The 23,995-nt window shown below is 38.1% G+C and carries 18 protein-coding genes; 5 read left to right on the top strand and 13 right to left on the bottom strand.

Features of this window, described 5'->3' with window-relative positions:
* Nucleotides 1-23: 23 nt before the first annotated feature.
* Nucleotides 24-380: a YxeA family protein gene (locus NSU01_RS02905; RefSeq protein ID WP_076246167.1), complete on the top strand. Its 357-nt coding sequence runs from the start codon at nt 24-26 to the stop codon at nt 378-380.
* Nucleotides 381-462: 82 nt separating this feature from the next.
* Here the strand turns inward: NSU01_RS02905 and NSU01_RS02900 are convergent, their stop codons facing one another.
* Nucleotides 463-654: a hypothetical protein gene (locus tag NSU01_RS02900; protein WP_076246165.1), complete on the bottom strand. Its 192-nt coding sequence runs from the start codon at nt 652-654 to the stop codon at nt 463-465.
* Between the two features lie 1,197 nt (nt 655-1,851).
* Between NSU01_RS02900 and NSU01_RS02895 the strand changes: the two genes are divergently transcribed.
* Nucleotides 1,852-2,559 (top strand): hypothetical protein, encoded by a 708-nt coding sequence (locus tag NSU01_RS02895; RefSeq protein WP_076246162.1) that lies wholly within the window; start codon nt 1,852-1,854, stop codon nt 2,557-2,559.
* Between the two features lie 544 nt (nt 2,560-3,103).
* Here the strand turns inward: NSU01_RS02895 and NSU01_RS02890 are convergent.
* Nucleotides 3,104-3,943: a hypothetical protein gene (locus tag NSU01_RS02890; RefSeq protein WP_076246160.1), complete on the bottom strand. Its 840-nt coding sequence runs from the start codon at nt 3,941-3,943 to the stop codon at nt 3,104-3,106.
* Nucleotides 3,940-6,066, bottom strand: a complete 2,127-nt coding sequence (locus tag NSU01_RS02885) for an AAA family ATPase (RefSeq protein WP_076246157.1) — start codon at nt 6,064-6,066, stop codon at nt 3,940-3,942. The genes NSU01_RS02890 and NSU01_RS02885 overlap by 4 nt, the downstream gene beginning before the upstream one ends.
* A 192-nt stretch (nt 6,067-6,258) precedes the next feature.
* On the opposite strand from NSU01_RS02885, the gene tcmP reads away from it, so the two are divergent.
* Both tcmP and NSU01_RS02875 read left to right on the top strand, forming a co-directional pair.
* Complete coding sequence (gene tcmP, locus NSU01_RS02880; protein WP_076246155.1) at nt 6,259-7,539, top strand: three-Cys-motif partner protein TcmP; 1,281 nt, start codon at nt 6,259-6,261, stop codon at nt 7,537-7,539.
* A 52-nt stretch (nt 7,540-7,591) separates the two neighbouring features.
* The gene (locus tag NSU01_RS02875; RefSeq protein ID WP_076246152.1) at nt 7,592-8,335 is read left to right on the top strand and encodes a phage Gp37/Gp68 family protein; all 744 of its coding nucleotides are present in this window, start codon (nt 7,592-7,594) and stop codon (nt 8,333-8,335) included.
* A gap of 244 nt (nt 8,336-8,579) precedes the next feature.
* On the opposite strand, the gene NSU01_RS02870 is transcribed toward NSU01_RS02875, so the two are convergent.
* The 4 genes from NSU01_RS02870 to NSU01_RS02855 are packed head-to-tail and all read right to left on the bottom strand — an operon-like array spanning nt 8,580 to nt 14,338.
* Nucleotides 8,580-10,553 carry a TniQ family protein gene (locus NSU01_RS02870; protein ID WP_076246150.1) on the bottom strand — a complete coding sequence of 658 codons (1,974 nt, stop codon included), beginning with the start codon at nt 10,551-10,553 and terminating at the stop codon, nt 8,580-8,582.
* A 34-nt stretch (nt 10,554-10,587) separates the two neighbouring features.
* Complete coding sequence (locus NSU01_RS02865; protein ID WP_179093575.1) at nt 10,588-11,514, bottom strand: TniB family NTP-binding protein; 927 nt, start codon at nt 11,512-11,514, stop codon at nt 10,588-10,590.
* A 6-nt stretch (nt 11,515-11,520) separates the two neighbouring features.
* Nucleotides 11,521-13,581 (bottom strand): Mu transposase C-terminal domain-containing protein, encoded by a 2,061-nt coding sequence (locus NSU01_RS02860; RefSeq protein WP_076246144.1) that lies wholly within the window; start codon nt 13,579-13,581, stop codon nt 11,521-11,523.
* Nucleotides 13,568-14,338: a TnsA endonuclease N-terminal domain-containing protein gene (locus NSU01_RS02855; protein ID WP_076246142.1), complete on the bottom strand. Its 771-nt coding sequence runs from the start codon at nt 14,336-14,338 to the stop codon at nt 13,568-13,570. Before NSU01_RS02855 ends, NSU01_RS02860 begins: the two co-directional genes overlap by 14 nt.
* A 184-nt stretch (nt 14,339-14,522) precedes the next feature.
* Between NSU01_RS02855 and NSU01_RS02850 the strand changes: the two genes are divergently transcribed.
* Nucleotides 14,523-15,038, top strand: a complete 516-nt coding sequence (locus NSU01_RS02850) for a helix-turn-helix transcriptional regulator (protein WP_076246139.1) — start codon at nt 14,523-14,525, stop codon at nt 15,036-15,038.
* Between the two features lie 92 nt (nt 15,039-15,130).
* Here NSU01_RS02850 and NSU01_RS02845 read toward each other — a convergent pair whose 3' ends face one another.
* The 6 genes from NSU01_RS02845 to NSU01_RS02820 all read right to left on the bottom strand — a co-directional run bounded on the left by NSU01_RS02845 (nt 15,131) and on the right by NSU01_RS02820 (nt 23,988).
* Nucleotides 15,131-16,435 carry a TniQ family protein gene (locus NSU01_RS02845; protein WP_076246137.1) on the bottom strand — a complete coding sequence of 435 codons (1,305 nt, stop codon included), beginning with the start codon at nt 16,433-16,435 and terminating at the stop codon, nt 15,131-15,133.
* A 202-nt stretch (nt 16,436-16,637) separates the two neighbouring features.
* On the bottom strand, nt 16,638-16,895 hold the full coding sequence (locus NSU01_RS02840; protein WP_076246134.1) for a hypothetical protein: 258 nt from the start codon (nt 16,893-16,895) through the stop codon (nt 16,638-16,640).
* A gap of 1,089 nt (nt 16,896-17,984) precedes the next feature.
* Nucleotides 17,985-18,995: a hypothetical protein gene (locus tag NSU01_RS02835; RefSeq protein ID WP_076246131.1), complete on the bottom strand. Its 1,011-nt coding sequence runs from the start codon at nt 18,993-18,995 to the stop codon at nt 17,985-17,987.
* Nucleotides 18,996-19,195: 200 nt separating this feature from the next.
* Entirely contained in the window at nt 19,196-19,546 is a 351-nt protein-coding gene (locus tag NSU01_RS02830; RefSeq protein WP_144026144.1) for a hypothetical protein, read from the bottom strand.
* 301 nt (nt 19,547-19,847) lie between these two features.
* Nucleotides 19,848-20,429 (bottom strand): hypothetical protein, encoded by a 582-nt coding sequence (locus tag NSU01_RS02825; protein WP_144026143.1) that lies wholly within the window; start codon nt 20,427-20,429, stop codon nt 19,848-19,850.
* 400 nt (nt 20,430-20,829) lie between these two features.
* The gene (locus NSU01_RS02820; protein ID WP_076246121.1) at nt 20,830-23,988 is read right to left on the bottom strand and encodes a type I restriction endonuclease subunit R; all 3,159 of its coding nucleotides are present in this window, start codon (nt 23,986-23,988) and stop codon (nt 20,830-20,832) included.
* Nucleotides 23,989-23,995: the final 7 nt, after the last annotated feature.

Here is a 23,995-nt window from a genome sequence, read left to right as displayed (position 1 = left end):
ACTACTGCTGGAGGTAATTAAGCATGAAAAAAACTGTGATTTTCATTTCGATCGCACTGGTTGTGTGCTCGGTCCTGTATTTTACATTCAAACGGGAGTTGGATCAGTTCAACCCATTGTATAAGGAACAATATGTATACGCAGAAATCAATAAACCAGCCGGAAAGGAAGGTAAAAATGAATGGATTCGCTACAGATACAATCTGACAGGTTACACAAGTGAAGGAGAGAAGAAAAAGATCACTTTCTCTTCAGGCAAAGAACAGAAAGCGGAAAGCTATGTCAGGGTGCTTGCTAAGGGAGCCTATACGAAAGACTGGATTATAGTCGAGGAGAAAGTGATTCCGGAGAAAGTCTTAAACCAGTTACGTTCCCATTGAACACATGATGCCTGAACATATACACACTAAAAAAGCCCAGCCAACATCGGATGAGCTTTTTTCCACCTGTTATAAGTTCGTACTATTGACTGCGCTTATTATATCTTCCAATGGTTAGGATGACCAGCAACATCCCCGCAATTCCAATCCCTGCTAACATCCCTTGCGTGAAATCCATTAGGTTGCTACCGTTTGACTGAATGATTTGGCTAGCGCCAATCGATGTGGAAGAAGCCAAGAACAGCATTGCTACAGTTTGTTTTTTTTTATCCACTCTACCCACTCCCTAGTAAATTCAACTCTTCACCTTTAGCTCTAAAAAACATGAAAAGTAACGATATGTCCGATTTATAAATGCTCGCCTTCTTTGTATCGCCTGATGTCTTCCCTCGCAACAACGGGTTTTACATAAGACTACATTTAAAATGGAAAACCCTTGATTTATCTACGTTTTCTTTAAATCAAGGGTTCGATTTGTCTCAAACATGTGCGGCGAATCTGCCCGGTTTATTATGATAAACAGCCCGGACTATAATGGCTCACACATTAACTGTGGGTAACACTTAATGTTGTCACTAAAAGGTTCGGAAAAACACCTGATTTCTATCATAAAACGGCACTTTGAGTACAATGGTTTAGCACTTTCCCGTAAATCAGGAAGTTAGAATGGCACTTTCTAAAATGGCTCAATCGTTCAGCTGTCAAGTGCAGTAAACCTGCGAAACTGATTTTACTGGGTCTATAGAAACATGTGATCAACACGAAAAATCAATTCGCATTTCCTTGTGTATAATAACTTCTTAACATTCGTTGAAGATACAGTAGTTATCGGTTGCACCTTTCGTATTTGGGTAACAAAAGCTCCTAAAAAATTATAAAACTCCACCACACTAATACTTTAAATAAGATTTACTTCTGCAATATAATTCCACATTTTTCCTCAAATCAATTCCTAAACTTTGTTGTTATTATATTTTATTCGGAACATTATGTATATTAATTCCATATCGCAGTAAATACATTTTTTCCGAATGTATCCCGCACCCCACCACTGCTGACAGGGTGTGGGGAATTCAAGTTTGCACTAATAAGTAAACATCATGGTGTTTCTGTAGCACTGTAGCTTCTATTCTGACAGAATAATGTTCCAAATGTGTGCAACTCACATTACAACTCACACGAGCTACCTTGTTGAATATCCCTATGCTTTAACGTATGCTCTACGTTCTCACAGCCCTAAATTGTAAATACATACTGTTATTCGTTAACATCCATAATGACCTTATCCCCTACACATTTCGCAAAAATAGTTGCGATTTTTCTTAATAGACCTACCCATAAGTTGTTTTGGAACCTATAACGTGTATATGTAACAAAGGATAAAAGATTTTGTTATGAAAAAATTTTTCCCCATCTGAAAAGAAACCAAATTTATTCCGTAAATATTATATATAGAAATGGAGGAGATTGGATGTTCACTATGTTAAGCTGGATTATGATTCTCTTGGGGCTTGCTTTGCCAGTCATTGCAGTAAAATACACACCAAAGTATGAAGTTTTCTTTATGATGTTTTTGGTATTTCTTTTAACCTCGGTGTCCCTCATGGTAATGGGAACATATTTAAATCCTTGGGTAAGTTATCACGAAGAATTTTGGAAAATAATTTTCTATATTTGCTTGACTGAAATCACACTATCATCCCTTTACTATATATATTTCACTTGCAAACGAGGAATTCAATTCATCATATCAACTAATCCATGGGATGTCTTGGGCATTAAATTCTCATTATTTATCCGTATCTTTCTTATTCCATTATTTCTACTATTACCAAGTTTAATTTTCTCCTGTCTCTACGCCTTCTGGAATATCCTATCAGAGAATAGTATTTCAATAGGGGCTGGTGATGCATTCTATTATGGTTTAACTGTTGTATTTGCTATTCCCCAAACCGGATTATTCCAAGAATTTCAACATTCCGTCAACAGTGATATCATCCTTAGGATCATACAGGTTACTCATGTGGTAATTTCAAAATTCATTGAATTTATTGTTATTGGATTTATCATTGGTCAAATTAGAGATATGATTAAAACTAATGAATCCAACAAAAGTGACAATAAGGTCAACCGAAGAGCACAACATTTTAGAAATAGAAGACATAGAATTAGATATTAAATAAATAGTGAAAATTATAGATGCATTTTGATAAAAAACCTATATAGATTGAACTTAGAAACTTGAGGTAGGAAGAAGGAGTGATAAAGGGGGAATTCGGAAATGGAAGGAGCGAGGCGACCGCCTTTGTCAACGGATTTCTACCGCAAACAGCGGCCAAGTCAAAATTTTCACCGCTGTAGCAACTGATTCTTTACTTTAAAGTCTTAAGTTCAATCTATATAGTTTCCAAGAAGCAAGAAAAAGGAAAGCATACAGCTACATGACCTTGTCGATTAGTGGTCATTAATAAATAGCAATTTAAGCAGTAGCGAGCCACCGGAAGGTCTGTCGGTGACTCGCTGCTGCTTGAGGTTATAGACACAACTACGGTTTTGGGTAACTGCTGAAGTCTAAGTTCATCCATGATAGCTACTGCCTTTTTGTAATTGGTATTATAGCTGCAAACCCTATTCCATTTATTATTTTATTTATCTTTCACGCTTTTAATTCTATAATACAAAAACGATAGTTCAGTCCAAATAATCTATTGTCCTACAATTAATTAATTAATTAATGGCCTAGTTGCAGCTAAAAAATCCGGTTCATCGAAAGCCAGACGATATTCACTTATCAAATGACGTGTCATTCCTGAATACTGAAAATTACTTTTTCTGAACGTTTTCAAACCTTTAACTTTCAGCTTGATCTTCTCTTGTATTCGATCACAAGTGATTTGGCTTTGCCCAGTTGCCACTGCCTCTCGTAGCTCTATTACGGAACCTTTTAAATCATTTAAATAGTCTCTAACAATTTTCGCAAACTTTCTTCTCTCCACAAGAAGATCCTGACGATTCAGTCCATATATTTTTATGGATGTTCTTCCTTCGGTAGTGATCCCTTTAATCCCACCACTTCTACTATACGTAAAATGACGGGTAGGATCCGTTTCTATGCATGGATTGAGTAACAACGGAAGTTCATTTCCAAGGTTATCTATGCTTTGATACGCATAATTTGATCCTCTTCTAATAGGAAAGTGATTACCTTTATGTGATTTACCGTTACAAACGCTACAAGCCAAAAGCAAATTGTCCCACTCAGACGCAAGCCAATAATAACCTTTATGATTCGGCTGGCCCGTTACTCCACCTTTTGGGCGCCAATGCTCGACGTGCGGATAACTAACATGGCTAATAATACTTTCGCAGTAAGCGCATTTTTTTTGAAATAGAAGCTTCAGTGTCGACTTAACCGAATTGTCACGGTAAATCTTAAAATCAACCTCCTGCCCTACGTTTCCTTCAAAAAAATTAATTGCTTTTTGTTTTTCGCCATCCGCATTTGCATTGTTATTCGTTAGAACAACAGGATCTGGAAATCTACTCTTGTCAACGTATATCATAGGCCATCCTCATCTGATTCCCATATTCGAAGTAATTCTAATCTTGTTTCCTCATCTAATTCATTATAAGTGAGGTTTTTCTTCTTGCGATTCGCAATAAATCCGTCGATCGCCTGATACATTAATCGTTCTCGATCAGTGTAACCCAAATATCGAATCGAAGGATCATCTAACTCCTTTTCGATTGCCTCTAACTCTTCAAAATCCATAGGATTCAAATCATCTTTATTAAGAAGCACTTGATATTGGGTAATGAGACGATCGGTTTTTGGTGCTAAAGTCGAATTAAGGTTGAAGAATTCAGAGGTCAGGATTTGATCCACCCGCATTCCTTCATGATCAGGTAAATCTTTCATTACCACTACTTTGTCACTAGTCCTTTTCATCACAGCTATTTCTCCGTAATGTGTTCCACGCAAGCACAACGGATCATGACTCGTTACAATAAACTGGATTCTCGGAAAGGCAGTCCTTAGTTTATCTACAATACTTAATTTCCAGCTAGGATGAAGATGCGCATCGATTTCATCTATCAGCACTAAGCCTTCAGCAAATTTGCTTATCCCTGAGGTTTGATGCATAGTCCGGGCAATGTCCGTGATTAAAGCAATGATACTTTGGTAGCCGCTACTCAACTCATGAAGCGGTATTCTGTGACCGTTACGTTCGATATATGCCTTTCCCCTTAAAACAATCATGTCTACTTCTTCTTGCTCATCAAAAGGAAGTACATCTAAAATCATTCTCGCAATATCGCGCAGAAGTAAATCTTGGTCGTCGAGCCATTCACTCGGATGGTTCACAAAGTAACCTTTAACACCATTGGCAAAAAGATTGCGAATATTATGCCAATTTGAAGACCGGTGTGTCGAACGGAGAAATCTGCTCGGAATTAGTCTTACTGCACCATAAGCCACGAGAGGCAAAGGTGGAGGGTAGTTGCGATGGGTTACATCTTTACGATTAATTAGCACCTCTATAGGCTCAGCAGACCCTTCAAGTTTGACGATTATTTCAGCATCTTCTCCAGAAGTTAAAAACGAAGACTTTTTGAACCCCAATCCTTTCCAGCTTGCCGTAAGTGCCATTGCGACAGCCTTTAACACAGTTGTTTTTCCTGTACCATTCTCACCTAATAACATTAACCATGATTCGTTTTTCTCATGTCGATTGAATGTGTGCTCAAATGTGATTCCCCTAATGTTTCGAATTTTTATGTAATCAATGCGCTTTCCTTTATATGTCGGCTGTTGCCCCGGGCGATAATCGGCGTTATTGATATTGGAATATGGATAAATTTTGTCCATCAACTGCTTGGTTGTTCCATAACGCCCATACAATCTATTAAATATTTTGTTCCAATGAGAAGAGCTAATGATCGATAATAGTCGCTCTTCTTTGAGATTTGTGACCCATTCCGCAACAAACTGTCTGACTAGCGATTCGGAAAAAGTCACATCATCTAATTCATTAATTTCTCCGGTATTAGTATCATCTAATATCTTTTGAATCCTAACTATTTGATCTTTGCGCTTAATAACTAGCTCCAACCGATTTAAATCTAATAATTCAATCGTGGTTTCACCTCTTATTGATTTGGCAAACAAATACCCTTCTGAGTCGTAAAAAAGATGTTCTTCAGGTTTGTCCTTACAAGGATCAAGCATTAAATTGGATTCATGGCGAACATCCCCAAATATCTTTGCGCGTCTACCAAGCACTGGGAAATGGTTTCCTTTTCTGTAGTTGCATTCGGAGCAAGAAAGAACTAAGTTGCTCCATTGATAGGCTAACCAGATATAGTAATAGTCAGTGTCCCTTGATAGGTTACTATCGATAACTCCATCTACTGGACGGAAATAGGCTGCAATTCCACTTGTCCCAATATATGATTCACAATATGCGCATTTATCATTAAACTGCATGCAAAGTGCACGATGCCAAAACTCATCTAGTTCCCGGATGCCTAAAAATTTATAGCTTCTAGTTACTCGAAGGGTGCGTTGGATGTCTCTTATCTGCAAATGATCGCGGATTTTTTCAATATGTTCTGCTAATTTACTCTTTTCGGATAGCAGGCCATCGCGAGCGCCTGGTTCCGGTCTTCTTTTTATAAAGATCAAAAGTGTCCCTCCATTAATTTATTCTACTTAGCTATCAAAATCATGTTTGCATATCAACAAGAAATTCTAATATGAACAACTTCTTAATTAAGAGTAATACGTAAATAAGCTCTTAATCAACACATATTTTATATACCTAGGACATTTATCCATGGTATAATCTGTGAAATTAGACCCATTGAGGTGAACTTAATGTCTAAAAAAGGTAATAATCATTTTAACCATAAAGATATCCAAACACATTTAAAACATATCCTCTTGGAAGATTATTTAAAGAATTGGAGTCAGGTCTTTGCAAATGCAAATTACGGAAAAAACATTAAAACTGTAAATTTCGTAGATGGTTTTGCTGGCCGTGGTTATTTCGATGACGGCAAGATGGGTTCTCCCCAAATTGCTATTAACCGCCTGCTTAATTTCCAAAATATTTTACAATCGGAATATAGAAATGATCTGAGATTTAAATTTTATAATGTAGAATACAATCCAGAATATTATCAAGAACTTGAGAAAATAAGACTTCGCTCCCAATACCCCCATCAAATCCAAAATCTTTTAGGTAAATTCGAGGATCATTTGGATACTCTAATCAATTTTACACAAGGTAAGCCCACGTTCTATTTCATTGACCCTTTTGGATATAAAGGGGTTAATATGAATGATATACACCGAATTGTGAAACAACCATCTAATGAGCTATTAATCAATGTTATGAGCTATTCCCTTGTACGAAATATTACGATTAAATCCAGTGAGATTGAACTGTGCAAATTTTTTGGTGTGAACACTCTCCCAAGAGATATTTCAGACTACCTTAATCTGCGAAAGAATTCCGGCGTTAGTTATTCTATACCTTTGATGCAAGATCTACTAAAACTCGAAGATAACATTATTGAATTATACAAAACCCAAATCAAATCAGGTACTTCTAATGTCTACACACTTAGCAAAAGAATACATAGTCAAATTAATAACAATATTTATTTCCACTTGGTATTTGTTACTCGAGACCGCAAAGGCTTGATTGAGATGAAAAAGTCGATGGTCCAGTTCGAAGAGCTACGAACAATAGCTGAGAATAATTATATTATTCATAATCAACTCAATGCTTTACCTTTTCAAGGTGAATTGTTTTCAGATACTAATCGTCATATCTCTTATGGGTATAAGGAATTCGTTCAAGATTTTATGCTTCATTTTAACAAGAAGGACCATGTTACTTACGCAAAGGTCATTGACTTTTTTCTTCAATATTCTCCATTACCATTTGATTCCATTGACGAGAAATCTATTTCTGATTACGCTAAAACGTTATTTTCTACAAACAAAAATTTGATTAAAACCAACAATATTGCATTTAAAGATTATCGTGAACGCGCAGAATGCAATACAATCAATGCTGGGTTGCCTCCTTCTACTTTGTCCAGAATAGAGAACCAACCTAAAAAAATTGAACAAATAGAGTGGTTCTAATCGCACCCTATTTTAATGCCTATGCTATACTTGGGCCAGGAGGGATCAATTAATGTCAACATCATCCAGTATTGAATGGACGGAAGCAACTTGGAATCCCGTCACTGGTTGCACGAAAATTTCTGAAGGCTGCCGCCATTGCTATGCTGCAACGATGGCAAAAAGACTTCATGCAATGGGCAATCCCAGGTATGAGAATGAGTTCAAGCTAACCTTGCATCCCGATCTAATTGAATTACCGCTATCGTGGAAGAAGCCGAGACGCATATTTGTTAATTCTATGTCCGATCTTTTTCATAAAGATGTCCCCTTTGAATTTATCCAAAAAGTTTTTGCAGTTATGGAACAAGCATCATGGCATACCTTTCAAATATTAACAAAACGTTCGGAGCGCCTTATGGAACTTGCTCCATATCTACCATGGCCACCTAACATATGGCAAGGTGTAAGCGTTGAAAACCAAAAAGTGACCTCTCGTATTGACCATCTAAGAAATACACCTGCCCTCATTAAGTTTCTTTCCGTAGAGCCTTTAATCGGTCCCATAGAGAACCTAAATCTTGATGGTATTCACTGGACTATCGTTGGTGGAGAATCCGGATATGGTGCTAGGATAATGGAAGAAGAGTGGGTGGTATCCATTAAAGAGCAGTGTGTCGCACAGAATGTAGCGTTTTTTTTCAAACAATGGGGTGGGGTTCAGAAACACCGCACGGGGCGATTACTCCAGGGAAGAACATGGGATGAGTATCCCACACCACAACAACCGGCTAATACGGAAATTATGATAAAATAGGAATTTTCACAGGCTTTATGGGGCATTGCCGATTACCTTTCAAAAACATATACAATTTACCCACACTTTCATAACAGAATATAAACATATAGAACCCTGACAGTATATTCTTACATTGGAACTAGTTGATCTTGCATTTGACTAACATTAGTTTCAAGTGAGTATTCCCTACTAAAAAGAAATCCCACATCGATTTATCGATACAGGATTTCTTTTCATGCCTTATTGGTTTAACCAGTTATTATCAGGAATTCATATTCAATAATGATCCTATATATGATAGCAGATCAGGCCAACTTCTAGAGACTTTACGATACTTATATCCTATTTTTTCACAAATAATTTTCTTTGTTAGAACATAATCCCCTGTATTTCTCAATTCTTCTACAGCTTGTTCTGCTCTTTTCTTTAGTGTGTTTAACTTGTTCTCGCTTATAATTTGATTTGAAGCTATATGTTGCTGATCGATATAATTATGTAAATTCCAATGCTTATGCTTTAATTCTATTCGAAGGATGCCTAAATACTCATACATTTCATTTTTTAACCAGTGATGATTTTCCTCCAATCTTTTTCGTATAAACTCTCTAGCTTGTATAGTTAAATTTCTTCCTTCCTTATCACGAATCTTATCTCTCACTCTTTTATTATTTGAAGATATCACCTTATTCAATCCAATTTTCCAAAGATGATGCTTAGATAAACCTAGCGTTATAGCTACCTCGTCAATATTAAACACTTTATCTATATTAGAATAATAATTGAACAACTCCTTTTCTTCTTTTGATTCACTTTTTCCAACTTTTCCTATTTTTCTATAATGTTGCGAATCAAAGTATAGTAAATGTTTTACTTCTCTCATAGAATAGGCGTTGTAATAATCTATACAATTCCACCCATATAGCCTTCTAGCTTTTTCATTTTGCGCAGAACCTCTTTGAGTTAATAATTCATTGAAATATTTCACTGCATCTGTTGGGGTTATTTGAGTTTTTAAATAAAAATGTGTTCCTATATAATAGTCTGAGTAACATAACGCTTCAAAAACTTTTGTACGACCTATTCCAAGCCTTTTTTTTATCGCAGTATTACTAAACAATTCTTTTTTGAGATTTTGAACTTCTTGTATAATTCTTATTGCTTCCCCCGTATTCTTCCACTCTCCTGTTACTTTAGAATAACCATATTCCATATAGCAACCAGTACATACTGAACATTCATTGTAGGAACTGCGATCAATAAACCAATGAGGATTACTTACTCTTAACATCTGTTCATTTGTCGAATACGATGAACACCACGGCGCTAAACAAACACCTAGTGGTATAAACTTTCTTTTTGGAAAATTATTAATATCTTCAATCGTTTCATCTGATAATTTAATTTTGTCTATTTCGCATAAAGACTTTTTGGAAAGCTCGACAACATTAAACGCTGTTAATAAAGTAATATTTTTTTTGCCTGTATTAACTGCTGTTTTAAGTCCGTAATACCACCTTATTGTATTGATTCTTTCAATATTTGAATTCTGAGTAGCAAACATGAGTTTAAGTCCTAATAAAGAACCTATCGAATATTGATTTTGATTATCGCATTTTTTGTTTGAAAGTAGCCACTTCCACGAAAGATCATAGAGATTGTTATTTTTAAGAATGGATAAACCCTTATCTTCAATTTGTTCGGTAGTTAGCACGTTTTGACAATGGGAGCAACTTCCTTCTAAAACACTGCCATCTGAGTATTCAAATTGGCTTTTACAGTCAGGACAACTATCGATTAACATGCATTTATGCTTTTCACAATATTCTATGCCTTTAATATTCCAGATTAATTTATGCCCTTCTCCTTGGGCAATACATTCAGAGCAAATTTTTCTTGAATTTCGATGAATATATTGTTGGCCCTCAAATGATAGAGAGCGTAAAGTAGCTTTATTCATTTCTCTAGTAATTAATTTGCGCCAAACCAATAAGCATGTTAGTGATTCCAACACCTCTTCCGACTGTCCTGTTAGATAGGCTGCTTTTTTTATATCAAGTTGTAAGTAGGGGTTTATATCCCATGAATATACTGCTCTCCTTTTAATTCCTTCTGTCTTACTTAAACAAATTAATCGCCATAAACCTTCTAATGTCATACTATTCACTTGGCAACAACGAAGAAGATAGCTACTTAAAGATTCCCCATCCTGAGGCTTCAACCGTATAGTAAATCTCATTATTTCCCCTCCACTATTTATTAAAAAAGCTTCTTCATTTAGAAGAAGCGGCTTTCTCTACCAGTAATGTCTCCAGTTCATCCTCGATTAAATCGCCATAAATGTTGTTTTTTGCTGCTTCAAGATCTTCAATCTTCAAGATAGGACATTTCTCTACAGTCAAGTCAAACAATCCCGCTAGTCGATATGCCTCAATTAATATTTGAACAACCAGGCCAATAACTCCCTTACTCCAATTATGGAAAAGTTGGGGCAGGTAAGAATCTGGATCGCCTAATCCTATTGGTTCGGGTGGTTGCAAATTTCGTTCCATTTCTTGCATAAATTCAATAAACGTTTCATCACACTCTTTGTATCTATTTAAGCGCATCACAGGATAACGGCGTAAATACTGAAAATCAGAAGTTCTTAAGCTATCGATTACTGGCGTTCCTACACATACTAGAGAAACATGAGCTGAATTCGCAACGTGCTTAATGTGCTCCATGGCTTCATCACCTCGCATGGAGCGACCTTTTACAATATAATTCATCTCGTCTAAAATGATCATCTCTACCTTTTGCTGCTCAATTAAGGTAAAAGCTTGGCGCTTAACATCCCCGATTGTCTTTTTACCCATTAATGTAGGTGCCCCAAGTGCCCTGACCATGCTTTGATAGAATTCCATCACTGTAAAGGGGTTGGGCAATTCCATAACGATTACAGGCTTAATATCTATTTCTGTCCCGTCCTCGTACGTTTGTGTATAGCCGGCGTTTGCATCCATATACTTGTTAATCAAATGGGATTTCCCTATACCGGAATGTCCGATTAGAAACAGATGTCTGGGATACCGCTTTTTATCTCCAATTTTCTGATGCGCCCTCATTGAATCGAAAATTTCCCAGGTTTTTTTTACGGATGGAGATTCAACATGCAATTTCTTTAGTCTTTCAGCAAACTCTTCTTTAGTAGTATTCATGAACATTTACCCCTCTCTATTGTTTCTTGCTTGTTTTGCTAATGCTAAAATGTCACTTGCTTTTGGTTTAATTGCAATACCAGCCTTAGGCTGAGCATAGTCTACGGACACATCCAATTTCATCTTTTGTGCTTTCTTTCTGGCACTTCTATTTTTCCTGTATTTTTCTGTAAGCTCTCCTCTCAATTTTCCACGTAGGCGTTGAACGTCTTCATTACTTGGTAATCCCTTTGCTTTTTCCTCCGATTCATTCTTCCACCTCACCCTAAGTGCCTTGTACACATGAAGGTTCATCCCATCAAGCAAATCAACTGCAGGTTGCTGTGCGTAGACCTCGATGTATTGTTGTAGTTCGGGATGCAAAAAGTATATTTTGGAGATGTCATCCGGATCATATTTGATTTTGTATTTGGTTTCTCTAGGTCCAATGAACAGGTTGAGACTGTCCGATTTATACGATACATTGTTCAATACCACTCCATCCTTCGTGTAAGGCTTCATATACGTTGGGAGCAGTTCCATTCGATAATCTTCTTCATCCTTGTCAAGAACAAAACGTGGAAGGCCGAACTCTTTACACCCTTCGGTAAACCGAACCATTGGCTTATTTTCATCAAGAGGCAGCCCGCCATGTGTTTCATAGTGGTAGATATCGACAATATGCTGAGTAATAAAATTTTGTAATTCATCTAAGGTAAGTACAGCTTCTTCTTCCGATTTGTATTCACCTTTATCTGCAACATTCGACTTCCTGGTCCCATCCAATTGATGAATAAGATCGTCATTTAGCCTTTTGAAGAAGCGTTCGATAACGCCGGAATAATGAGGTGTTTTTTTGGGTCTAAACATTAAATGTGATTTCATAACTTCATTAACAACGCGCTCAAACTCAATACTGCGGAAGTCCTTACCGTTATCAACCATAATATTGTATGGAATTCCATGGACTACCCATTCACTTTCAGTACCATTGCGTTCTTTCGATTTCTTAAGAAACATCCCCTGCAGGAGAGCCTTTCGTAATACATTTGAAGAAGGATCTTCAAATGAAATATACAAACACCAGATACACCTGGAGTATAAATCGATTCCGACAGTAATGAATGGTCTGCCAATTTCACATCCCGTCTTACCATCGATGACGTCAACATCAAGCTGTGTATGGTCGATAGCAACAATATGTAAAGGAAACATCGCTTCTTCGTTAGTAAATCCTCGCTGCACCGGTTCATATTCCCTCACGGCCTTTGCCCCTTCACGCATGCGATCTCGTATTTGGGGGTCAATGCGATCTAAGAGTTTGTAAATCGTACTCCTAGCGGGTTTTTCAAGCCCTTCCCGCAAACATCTGTCTTCAATACTGTGATATGTCTCTTTTTTTGAAATCTTTTTGAGCTTAAGATATTCCTGCTCAATAACATCTTTGAGGACTGGGTGAGTTTCAGGAGGAAGTCTAGTTGTGATAATATCAAGGACCAGATCTTTTTTTGAAGGATGACATATTTGAAGCGTGTAGTTGTCTTTACGCTGCAGATGTCCTTTTCCATACTCCGGTATTAACCCCAACTCTCCTCGGCTCTCCAATTGTTCAGCTCTTCGGTAACCGGCAAGATATCTTTTAATCGTTCTTTTGTTTAGTCGGTGCTGATCTGCAATTCGCGTAATTAACGTTTCTTGATGCACACCTTCAAGTGTTTCACTCTCTTTAATAAGGTTCGAGTATTTTTCCAGAAAGAATAATCTCGCTTTTACATTTTTTCGAACCTTGTAATCTTCCAGGACTATAATAGGGCGAATGATTTCAAAGCGTTTTGAAACCGTACTCTGAAATTGCTCCGTGATTATATCCAGTAAATGCTTTCGTTTAGGGTCTTTATTCTTCTGAATCTCACTTCCTTCTGCAGCAAACATTGGATGGCTAATCAGCTTATAGTAATCCATTTCAAAAGTTTCCCCATCCCCTTCTGTTCGTTTTAAAACCACATTTGGGGGAGTTATAGAAATGACCGTATGCTTTCTACCGAATACACTAATTTCACTATTAACTTTAAGCTCAAAGGAATGCATCTGAACTACCTCCTTTCTCAAGGTATTTAGAAATCCCCGTCGCTCCTGCATTATTAATAGTTACTACACTCATAGAGGTAATGGGCACTGATAAATCTGTCGACAAAATACTTTTTGCAATCATATGGAAAATCACTGGTTTTGCCTGATATGGTTGATAGTCTGGCTGATAGAATTCTGATAATTCAAGAATCGAAGCACTTCGTCGATAATGCAAAAAAGATTGAATGCGATTCACGAGATCTACGGGGATAATGTCTAAGTGAAGAAAGTTAACCAAGAACTTAATATTTTTCTGTAGGTGAATCGGAATGTTCTTAGGATATAGGACACTATACTCCCACCCCTTTGATTGAGCATAATCCTTGCAGATTTCTTGAAGTTTTAAAAAAGAGACATCCTCCAGCAACTTTGGATCTGGTTCTTTAATCTGTATAAGCCAGGGAACATGATTTTCTCTAAAAACTAAAACATCCGGAACATGGACACTCTCTTTAATGACCCCATGCTCACTTAGGAACCGAACCGGTATTTCTACGGGCTGCTCATAAAACCGGATACCCTCTGGGGCCAGGTCTAGCAAAAAGAAAAATAGCTTCTCGTTGTTAGATTCGTAACGCATCCCTCTTTGCATTTTGTAGCCTTGATAGACGCCAAACATATGACGATGATAAAAGCTATTTTTGTTATCTACTTTCCGTTTAGCTTGGTACTCCTGATCTTCCATTTCCCAACTTCCCTTATCAGACCAATCCATAATGCACCTCCGTAACATATTGTTTTACAAATAAATATATTTATGTAACATAAAAATTGACAAGTCCTTTGAAGCCATATTAAACCCACTTCGTGTTACAGTCAACATTTTTTAGGTAAAGCAAAACGTGATTTACAGTTTTTTATATGCTAAAATTATATTAGTCAATGAAATGAGGGATATTATGATACATTTTGGTAATCGGTTAAGAGAATTACGTACTAGCTGTGACTGGAGCCAACAGGACTTAGCAGATCGGTTAGAAATATCAAAACAAGCTATCTCTAACTGGGAACGGGACGCTGCTAAACCCGACATAAATCAGCTTGTTCGACTTGCTGAGGTCTTTAATATTTCAGCTGATTCCTTACTTGGCATGGATAAAAACCCCTCCTATTTCCATCCACAGGGCCGAAGCCAGCTTATCCTAGCTCGTTCGAAGCACTGGGATTGGATTTTCCAAGATTCATATGATTTAATCGATGTCCTTCAATCTGGATATCAATTTCATGTTGGCAACCGGCCTTTATCTACGGATGAGTTGAACGTGTATTGTGAATTAATTAAAGTGACAGAAAGAGCATTAGCAAAAAAAGAAACTGCGCATCAGTGGGAAATTGATGAAATAGTATCTGAGGTAGAAGAAAAAAGTGAACTAAAAGCCGATATAAATGGATCAGGAAAAGTCAGTTTTCAATAAAACTAAATCTATTCATTAATTCAGCCTCTCTCTCATTTTCACGAAATCCGAAATCCGAAATCCGATATTTAGAAACAAAAAAATAATGAATGTTAAAAAAATCTTTGAGTTGCTCGGATATCGGAACGAATTTCTTGAATTAAAGCTATAAGATTCGGTGCAATCTTTCGAATTACAGCTGGTTTTACTCCGATATATTCATATATATCATTTGTATGAATATCACCTGCTTCTTCCTCCAAGAATAAGTTGATACGCCTCTCCCATTCTACTTCCATTTCTTTGTACTCACGCTGCTTAACTGCTTTTTTGCAATCTTCTATAGTATGTAACATCCCCCATTTGCGAAGGGTATTGTCACTGATCCCTATTTGTTTTACTACTTTCAAGTTAGTGATCTTGCCCCCTTTCAGATGGATATCAGTGCAGATATCTTCAATTTGTTTAGAAACAGCATTGTTATATTTCCTTGGAGGTTGAACCACTTTACGCTTAATAGGCGGAGGGCTACTTACCATTTTCAGTTGTAAATGACCTGTTAGCCGGACAGTAAACGTACCAGGTACTTTCAGCTGTATAAAATCATCAATCGACCATTTGTTTATAAATAATAAATCAAATATCTGTAGAAGATGAACTCGTCTTAGGGAGCTTCCTCTTGCCTGCTGTAATAAGTATTCTGCGCAAGCCCTTCCTCCCATTTGGTTTTTTAGTTGCACATTATCGATTGGTTGATCCTTATCCACCAGCATATAAATTAATTTCTGTGCTACCTGCTGAGTATTCATGTATGGTATTGATTCATCTTGAAGTCTAGTGAACGAATCCCGGATAAAGCTTTCATATATATCGTCCTTATTCACTTTTCGCTCTTTCGCCTCTCCCCCCAGGTATCCCCTGCAATACGGACAAAGCGAACAATCCCGTAGATGTGTAAATTTAATTGGTTTTCTACAATGAGTACATACTTCATTTAGATGCAGATTATGATCAGGACAATAGGATATAACTTTCAAGTTCCACATAAGCTTCCTGTATTTATGCTCATATATACATTGTGGGCAATATGCATAATCTATACGTATCATTTCTCTCATTATCTTTGTTGAAGAGATCTCACCATCGTCTACAAAATGATTGATGGTGGACCATAAAGAGTGCTGTTTGAGCTTACTTGAGCTCACTCCTATATACTGCTCCATGCTTTTGAAATTCAATATATTTTTAGGAATGCAGTCAATTCTAGCAATGTCTGCTTGCTTCAACGTCTTTTTTGAAGGATGTAGAAAACAGTATAATAATGAGAACATTGAATGCCCATTTCGATCGGCTAATCGCTGGAGAAACCCTCCTAATGCCTCCCCATCATAAGGTGTTAATCTCACTCCTAAGTTCATCTTTTCCCTCCCTTATATATCAGATCATATCTATCATTATTTATCCGAAATCCGATATTTATACTATGAGAAAAAAGTTTTACATAGCTTCCTAGTCTTGGTCAAGGAATAAAAACGCCTATAACTCGTAAGTACTTACGAGTTATAGGCGTTTTTAACAAATATACATAAACAATTAAATACCCAATGCCTTTCCTTGTCCTCAAATTAATCCCCTTAGGTGGCCAATGAATATCTGATTAGAATCTGTCGGATCATATTTTCTATGGACTGCCTTGTTTAGCTCATGTACTAACATTGCAAACTCTCTTGCATTGAGATAGAAGCCATATGTTCTTTTAATAGATCGATAAAATTGAATTAATAAATCTTTTGCTTTACCGGGTTCGTAACCAAGACTTTGCAAGTGCTCTAATATATCTTGAATATATGGCCGATCCAACATATGAGTGTTATGCAATTATTGACCTCCTCAAATTTCATCAATAAAATGATATCTAACACGATAATTAGTTTTATCCATTACACTCCCGGTTCAGCATCATTAAATACTCCTCTTGAGAAATATTGATCTGCGCAGCTCTTCACAAGGACTTCTCGATTTTCCTCATAAATTTTTAGCAGCTGATTTATGACGAAAATTCGTTGAACATTATCTTCTGCAAACATGAATAGTTGCCGTTTATAATAATTGATTTGACTTTGATCTGTGCCGGAATACTTGGTGTTTTTTTCATAAATACTGAGAAGTTGTAGATGCAACTCATAAACATTTTTATACTCCACCTCTTACACCCTTTCTGAAAGTACAGCGATTAATAAACCATTATCCCCTCCTTACTAATTATTACTCTCATCTTTATTGATAAATTTTGATTCATCTTAATTTAAAAGGCCCCTGCTTGATATGATTGGTATGACATTTTCTCGACAGTATTATCTACTAATATGAATCGTTGAAGAGACTTATCAAGTAAAAAAACGTATTAGTCCCAGTCAGCAATCGCGTACCACCTATATCTTGATGATGCTTTGCAAGAATAAGTAAACCTGCATCTAGAAAAATAGTAGGAAAATAGTACATTAGAGAAGCCATCGCTTCAAATACATCTGAATTTCCACCTACAGCATTAACAAATTTAAGGATAGGCTCTCTCCCAAGAGCAATATCTTGATTAACAAAGTCAATCTTTTGCCATGGGTGACCTAAATGAATGTTTCCCGGCTCAGGTCGATACTTTCGTAATGATAAAGAATACCTTCCTTCGGTTCATATGTCCGAGGTTGACCGCTGTTGTCGTTTTGCCCACTCCGCCTTTCTGATTGGCCAGGACGATTACTTAGGACATGTTATAATCCCCTTTCGTGCAAAACCCGGTTGCTCTGGGGTTCAGCAACCCGCTTTTCGAAAAATATCTATATAAAAAGAGAATGCCCAACTAAGGACACTCTCTTGGATGATATCTATATAGGCAACATTAGAATATTACCTATCAATCTATTGAAATTTTACATTTCAAATTTGAGATCTATGTAACTATCGAAACCCTTATTCATTTTTATATATTTCGTTGTACATCTCGCTTAACTTATCTTTAAGTCCCACTAATATAAGATCAATCATGCTTAGCTTTTCTAATGATTGATGCGCTGTCTCTATTAATTGGAACAAGAGATATTCCTGAGCAGCTAGTTCAACCCCATCATTAAGTTTTTGAACATGTATAATAAGCAAGGTAGCACATAAATATTCAATAAAATAATCATAATACTTTAAAAATTGTTCCTCTGGCATTGAAGAAAGAGAAAGAACTGTGGAACTGAAAGTATATCCCTTTTCAAGAACATCTAGTTCTGTTAAGTGCGATAACTCACTAAAATCGTGATGCAGCTTGTTAAATATATGTTCTCTCAAAATAGTATAAATTCTTGATTTGGGATTTAACCAAAACTCCTCAACAGCTTCGTCTTTTCTTACTTGGTATTCTCCGGCTTCTATTTTCCTACTTAATTCACTAAGGGCCGCTTCAAAATTAACCTGGATCCTCTTGCTTATTTTTTGCTCTCTCGTTAGTTTGTAGTACCTTTCTTTCTTATCCTCAGAATTACTGTACCCTTCAAAATATTGCTTACTAAACTCAGTGTCTAATAAACAAAGTAAAAATAACCTGGATTGCTCCATAAAGGATCTCATCATGATATATGATTGTCCTTCAAGATTAGTTCCTATGCCCCTTCTAATAAACTGTAATGAATGTATAAGCATCTTGTTTATTAGTGATAATTTATAGTGATTTTCCGATCTAATTTCCTGATTTCTATATTCAGCTTGAAACTGAACAATCAAACCTGCCAAACAAATATCCAATATAAAGAGCCTCTCATTATCTGTATAAATTTCATTTGGGTCCTGATAAGTAGTTCTCAAACTATCACAAACAAATCGCTTAATAGAACTTTTGTCTAAACAATCCTCATTGTCACAATTTTGATTGTATTTATATATTAACCCTGCATTAAACTCTTCATAATCAATTGGTAGCACAGGAGATACTTTCATAACATTACCCCTCACAAATTTATATAAAATCAATATATCTTATGATAGCATAAATTTGCGAGTATATTGGTAAATATTACAAATATCTACCCAAAGACGCTCTTTACATTTACAACATATCTACACACCAGCCATCCAAATCTAAGTCAAAACGATCAAAACCTCAGCTTTGTCATTGAACAGCTAATTTCTGAGAACAGCTAATTTCTTAAGTTGTTACCCTCTGCCCCAATCATCATGAATCGCGCAAAGTATTGAAAAAAAATGATTTCTACAAATCGTTGAATTCCTATTACACGCTCATCCAGGTTCGTGTGCCGTCCGGCATACGGAACACGACGACCTTGCGGTACTTGAAGATTTGGAAGATAGCGGCGGTTGTAGGCTTGCACATCATGAGCAAAACCCGATCCATGCATCGGGTTTTGCTCAGTGATGTGCTGTCGAATGCGTCGCTGGAAGACAATGTAAACGGTGAGCGCGAGCAAGAACAAGTACCCCAGCACCTTCACGCGCTCCGGCTTCTTCAGGTAGATCTCATCGGTGTACAATGGATCCTTCAAAAAAGAGAAATTCATTTCGATGTGAATCTATCCTTTATACAAACCGAGCAACGCCGTCCCATCCATCGTTTCGTCTCGCCACTCGAACGGTAAGGTGGTGGCCAGCACAAAGCGGGAAGCTCGCCTTGCTTTGGACGCCCGCGCTTTTTGCGAACGACTTCCTGCGGCCGAACGGTCACGTTCACCTGATGAAACCGGGATAACTGCCCCGCCCGGAAGGCTTCGGCGGCTTGTTCCGCATCCGTCTGGCAGTGGAACGGTGTTTGGGTGGCATCCTTTGCTGCCTGCATTAGCCGTCGAACTCGTCTTCCCGTTCGCGGGTTAGCGTGTTTTCCTTTTTCTTGTCCAGCGCGATGGACTCCACGACGATCAGGCGAAGTGAATGACCTTCGTGCTCGGACTCAGTGGCCAGCCAGCGGTATGTGGCCCCTTTCTTGGACGAAACGAACGACACCTTCTCCGACCAAGGTGCATCCGGTGCATCGGCAGACGCCAGCGCGGCTTTAACGATCTTCAGTTGGTTGGGAGCCCGGGTCAATAGATAGGTGCCCGCGGCTTTTGCTGCGTCCAAAGTGGCTTTTCTCATGGCGGCAGAGTCGGCGACGTAGACAAAATCCTCTAGCTTCACCGCCGCGCACTGCGTATGAAGTTTCTCCAACACGTCCGGATTCCAGTTTTTGTCCGAGGTGTTCCCTTCATGCACATCTCCATAAAGGGGGATGCCGTCGGCGTTGTCGATCAAACCGAACTGGATTTGCTTGGCACCTCGCCGGTTGCAGCTGTAGCCTTCCACTATGTTTAGCATCTTAAACGGGTTGGTGTACGCGCCGCAGACGGACATGCTCGTCGTATCGCCGTGAAAAACACCCATCGGGATGCGTTCGTGTTAATACACGTGCAGTTGGAACGTGGAGTAGACCTGATGGATATCCGCTTCGTACAGCCTGTCCAGGTGGCATCCGAGTTCGTCGTCGTTGAACCAGGACGCCTGCAAGCCGGGACGGAGCAGTTGATCCAAATCTTGCTCCGCTGCCCATTTGTCCACATTCATCAAGGCATTTCGGCCGCTCATATTGTCAAAAAACGGTCGAGGGCGTTCCCTCTACCATCAGTTTCATTTTCGAGGTCAATTCGGACCCTTCTTTCAAAAAATTCGAAATAAAAAAACGCAGCACTAAACTCGAAATAGAGCTTAGTGCTGCGTCAATTTATTAAAGGCCCCTCTTATGTACGAATCGAGTCGAGGATCATTTTGTGCCTCCGATGTTGCATTACTTTGTAAAATTAGCAGATCCACCGACTCCGAAATATTTCTCAAAGAAAGTTTTCAACTTCTCGATAACCGTTTGCTTTTTCTTTGTACGGTTTCCACCGCCGAAACGGCTCACCGGCGGCATGATTTTGTCAATAGCAGTGCCTACTGTCTTTATCTCGCCTTCTCGAAATGAGTTTTCCAAGAAAATACGAGTTTCTTCTGGTTTCAAATTCTCATCCTGAATGAGTGCGACAAGGTCATTCTCTCGCTGCTGGGCAACGAAGCCATTCCATTCGTTCATAACATCGTCCACATCATTAATTCCAGCAATAAAAGTTTCAATCAATTGTTTTTTACTACGTAGTTCCGGACTTGCGTCGATGGCTTTCTTTATGGTGATCAGAACTTCCTTGTCCTCGCCATGCGTATCATGATACCTTTTCACAAGCAGGAGGATATAGTCGATGTTAATTTCAATTTGTTTAATGAGTTCAACCTCGAACACGATATCGTCAACAATATCGGTTCTTTCGCCGTTTTCGCGTTTTCGTTTCCACTCGTCTCTCAAATCCTGATATCTACCAAGATAATCCTGCAGATCTCGCTCGGTAATAATCTCTTTCCCAGCAAATTCATCAAAGGAAGATAGTAGATTACGCATGCGCAAAATTGCACCGAACAAAGAGATAAAGTCTTTCTGGTTTTGCTCACCGATAATCTGCGACTCAGATATTGGAAACTTTATGGAGAGATCCTCAATCATATCAACATACCCCGGCACATGCTTATCATCAGAGATATATCCCTCATAGTAGTCTTTAAAGCTCCGCAGCAGGACAATGCCACCTGCATTTTCATCTCCGAACCGAGAAATGGCGACATCAACACGTTTTTGCAGGTTACGGAAACACACAATATTTCCAAATGTCTTAATACTGTTCAAAATGCGATTTGTGCGGCTGAAGGCTTGTATCAATCCGTGCATTTTTAGGTTCTTATCCACCCAGAGTGTGTTTAAGGTTGTTGCGTCAAAACCTGTTAGGTACATATTGACCACAATCAGGAGGTCGAGTTCCTTATTCTTCATGCGAAGAGATACGTCCTTATAATAATTCTGGAACTTGTCCGAAGAAGTGTCATATGCCGTATGGAACATCGTGTTATAGTCAAGAATTGCTTCTTCTAGGAAATCACGCGAACTCTTGTCCAGAGCAGAAGTATCCTCCGGATTCTCCTCATCTATAATGCCATCGGCTTCTTCTTCATTTGGGGCATAGCTGAAGATAACTGCAATCTTTAGTTGCTTGGCTGGGTCTTCGCCCATCTGTTTGCGAAACTCATCATAGTACAACTTTGCCATCGGAACAGAAGCAACTGCAAATATCGAATTGAATCCACTAATACGTTGCTTTTGCTTTATTTCTTCGACAGCACCTCTCTTAGCAGACGCAACATCAGAAATGTTTGTCAGTTGACTAAATACGTAGGATTTGTCTCCACGGTAAGTCTTTTTATCAAAGTGATCTAAAATGTATTTGGTGACAAGAGAAATGCGCTGTGGTGCCATAAATGCCTTGTCGCGATCAATATCCCAAACCTGCTCGTCATAGATATCTCGATCAGTATCCATTGTTTTAACATAGTCCACGCGGAACGGCAAAACATTCTTATCATTGATTGCGTTCACAATAGTATATGTGTGGAGTTTATCACCAAAGGTATGCTCAGTAGTCAAAAATTTTCCGTTTTTAAACGTGCCTGGGTCGGGAAAGATCGGCGTTCCGGTAAAACCAAACATATAATATTTCTGGAAAGCACCCTTCTTCTTATTTCCATCTTTATCAACGCCACCGGCAATGGCGTTATGCATGTCTCCAAACTGACTGCGATGACATTCATCAAAGATAATGACGACTTGCTTGTTATATACAGGATGCTCTTTGTTTTTCTTGATGAAAGTAGACAGCTTTTGAATAGTTGTAATAATGACTTTTGATTTCTTATCGCCCAGCTGTTTTGCCAGAATGGCTGTTGAGCTGTTGCTGTTGGCAGCCCCTTTTTCAAAGCGGTCATATTCCTTCATTGTCTGATAGTCGAGATCCTTGCGGTCAACCACGAACAGCACCTTATCAATGTATGGTAGTTGAGAGGCAAGTCTTGCCGTCTTGAATGAAGTTAGGGTTTTTCCCGAACCAGTTGTGTGCCAAATATAACCACCACCAGCGATATCGCCGTATTTCTTATAGTTATGGGCGATTTGAATTCGATTTAGTATTTCCTCTGTCGCTGTAATCTGATATGGACGCATAACCATCAACATGTTCTCAGTGGTAAAAACGCAATACTTTGTTAAAATGTTTAAGATAGTGTGCTTGGCAAAAAACGTCTTTGTAAAATCGATTAAATCAGAAATGACTTTGTTTTTTGCATCAGCCCAAAAAGAGGTAAACTCAAAGCTATTACTGGTTTTACTCTTTTTTGCCTTGCCGGTGTTAGCATCCTTAATAGCGTTGAAGCGTGTGCTATTGGAGTAATACTTGGTGTTCGTTCCATTGGAAATGACAAAAATTTGCACGTATTCAAAGAGACCGCATCCTGCCCAGATTGAATCACGCTGATAGCGATTTATTTGATTAAAGGCTTCACGGATGGCATTGCCTCTGCGTTTCAGCTCGATATGAACCAATGGGAGTCCGTTTACAAGAATGGTCACATCATAGCGATTGTCATATTTTGCGCCATCTCCCTTGCCAATGACATATTGATTGATAACCTGGAGCCTGTTGTTATGTTTATTTTTTTTATCAATCAACATTATGTTCTTTGAGAGAGCGTCATCTCGTTTCAGAACCTGAACGTAGTCATCCTGGATTTTTCGAGATTTATCTACAATACCGTCGTTTTTATTGGCAATGCAGTCGGCGAAGAAACGCTCCCATTCGGTATCGGAAAATTGGTAGTTATTCAGCTCTTCCAGCTTTTTGCGGAGGTTGGCAATCAAGTCCGCCTCTGTATGGATTTGCAGATATTCATAGCCTTGCTCACAAAGTAGGCGAACAAACTCTTTTTCTAACGCCTCTTCACTCTGGTAGCTGTCCGAGTGAGCATTTTCCGGTGTATATTCCGTAACAACGGTGTTTTCAGATGTCTCAGCTACGATATTGAAATAGGACACACGATTC

This window comes from Paenibacillus sp. FSL H8-0259, from assembly GCF_037963255.1.
Taxonomy (GTDB): Bacteria; Bacillota; Bacilli; order Paenibacillales; family Paenibacillaceae; genus Paenibacillus_AQ; species Paenibacillus_AQ phytohabitans.
Note: the sequence above shows the minus strand (reverse complement) of the source record. Positions and strands in the feature narration are given on the sequence as shown.

Bases quoted from the DNA above. Each gene is read 5' to 3' on its own strand.
- NSU01_RS02845 (WP_076246137.1), bottom strand. From the start codon at position 16,435: ATGAACTTAGGAGTGAGATTAACACCTTATGATGGGGAGGCATTAGGA.
- NSU01_RS02825 (WP_144026143.1), bottom strand. From the start codon at position 20,429: ATGGGTGTTTTTCACGGCGATACGACGAGCATGTCCGTCTGCGGCGCG.
- NSU01_RS02870 (WP_076246150.1), bottom strand. From the start codon at position 10,553: ATGAGATTTACTATACGGTTGAAGCCTCAGGATGGGGAATCTTTAAGT.
- NSU01_RS02890 (WP_076246160.1), bottom strand. From the start codon at position 3,943: ATGATATACGTTGACAAGAGTAGATTTCCAGATCCTGTTGTTCTAACG.
- NSU01_RS02895 (WP_076246162.1), top strand. From the start codon at position 1,852: ATGTTCACTATGTTAAGCTGGATTATGATTCTCTTGGGGCTTGCTTTG.
- NSU01_RS02875 (WP_076246152.1), top strand. From the start codon at position 7,592: ATGTCAACATCATCCAGTATTGAATGGACGGAAGCAACTTGGAATCCC.
- NSU01_RS02835 (WP_076246131.1), bottom strand. From the start codon at position 18,995: ATGAAAGTATCTCCTGTGCTACCAATTGATTATGAAGAGTTTAATGCA.
- NSU01_RS02850 (WP_076246139.1), top strand. From the start codon at position 14,523: ATGATACATTTTGGTAATCGGTTAAGAGAATTACGTACTAGCTGTGAC.
- tcmP (WP_076246155.1), top strand. From the start codon at position 6,259: ATGTCTAAAAAAGGTAATAATCATTTTAACCATAAAGATATCCAAACA.
- NSU01_RS02865 (WP_179093575.1), bottom strand. From the start codon at position 11,514: ATGAATACTACTAAAGAAGAGTTTGCTGAAAGACTAAAGAAATTGCAT.
- NSU01_RS02860 (WP_076246144.1), bottom strand. From the start codon at position 13,581: ATGCATTCCTTTGAGCTTAAAGTTAATAGTGAAATTAGTGTATTCGGT.
- NSU01_RS02855 (WP_076246142.1), bottom strand. From the start codon at position 14,338: ATGGATTGGTCTGATAAGGGAAGTTGGGAAATGGAAGATCAGGAGTAC.
- NSU01_RS02905 (WP_076246167.1), top strand. From the start codon at position 24: ATGAAAAAAACTGTGATTTTCATTTCGATCGCACTGGTTGTGTGCTCG.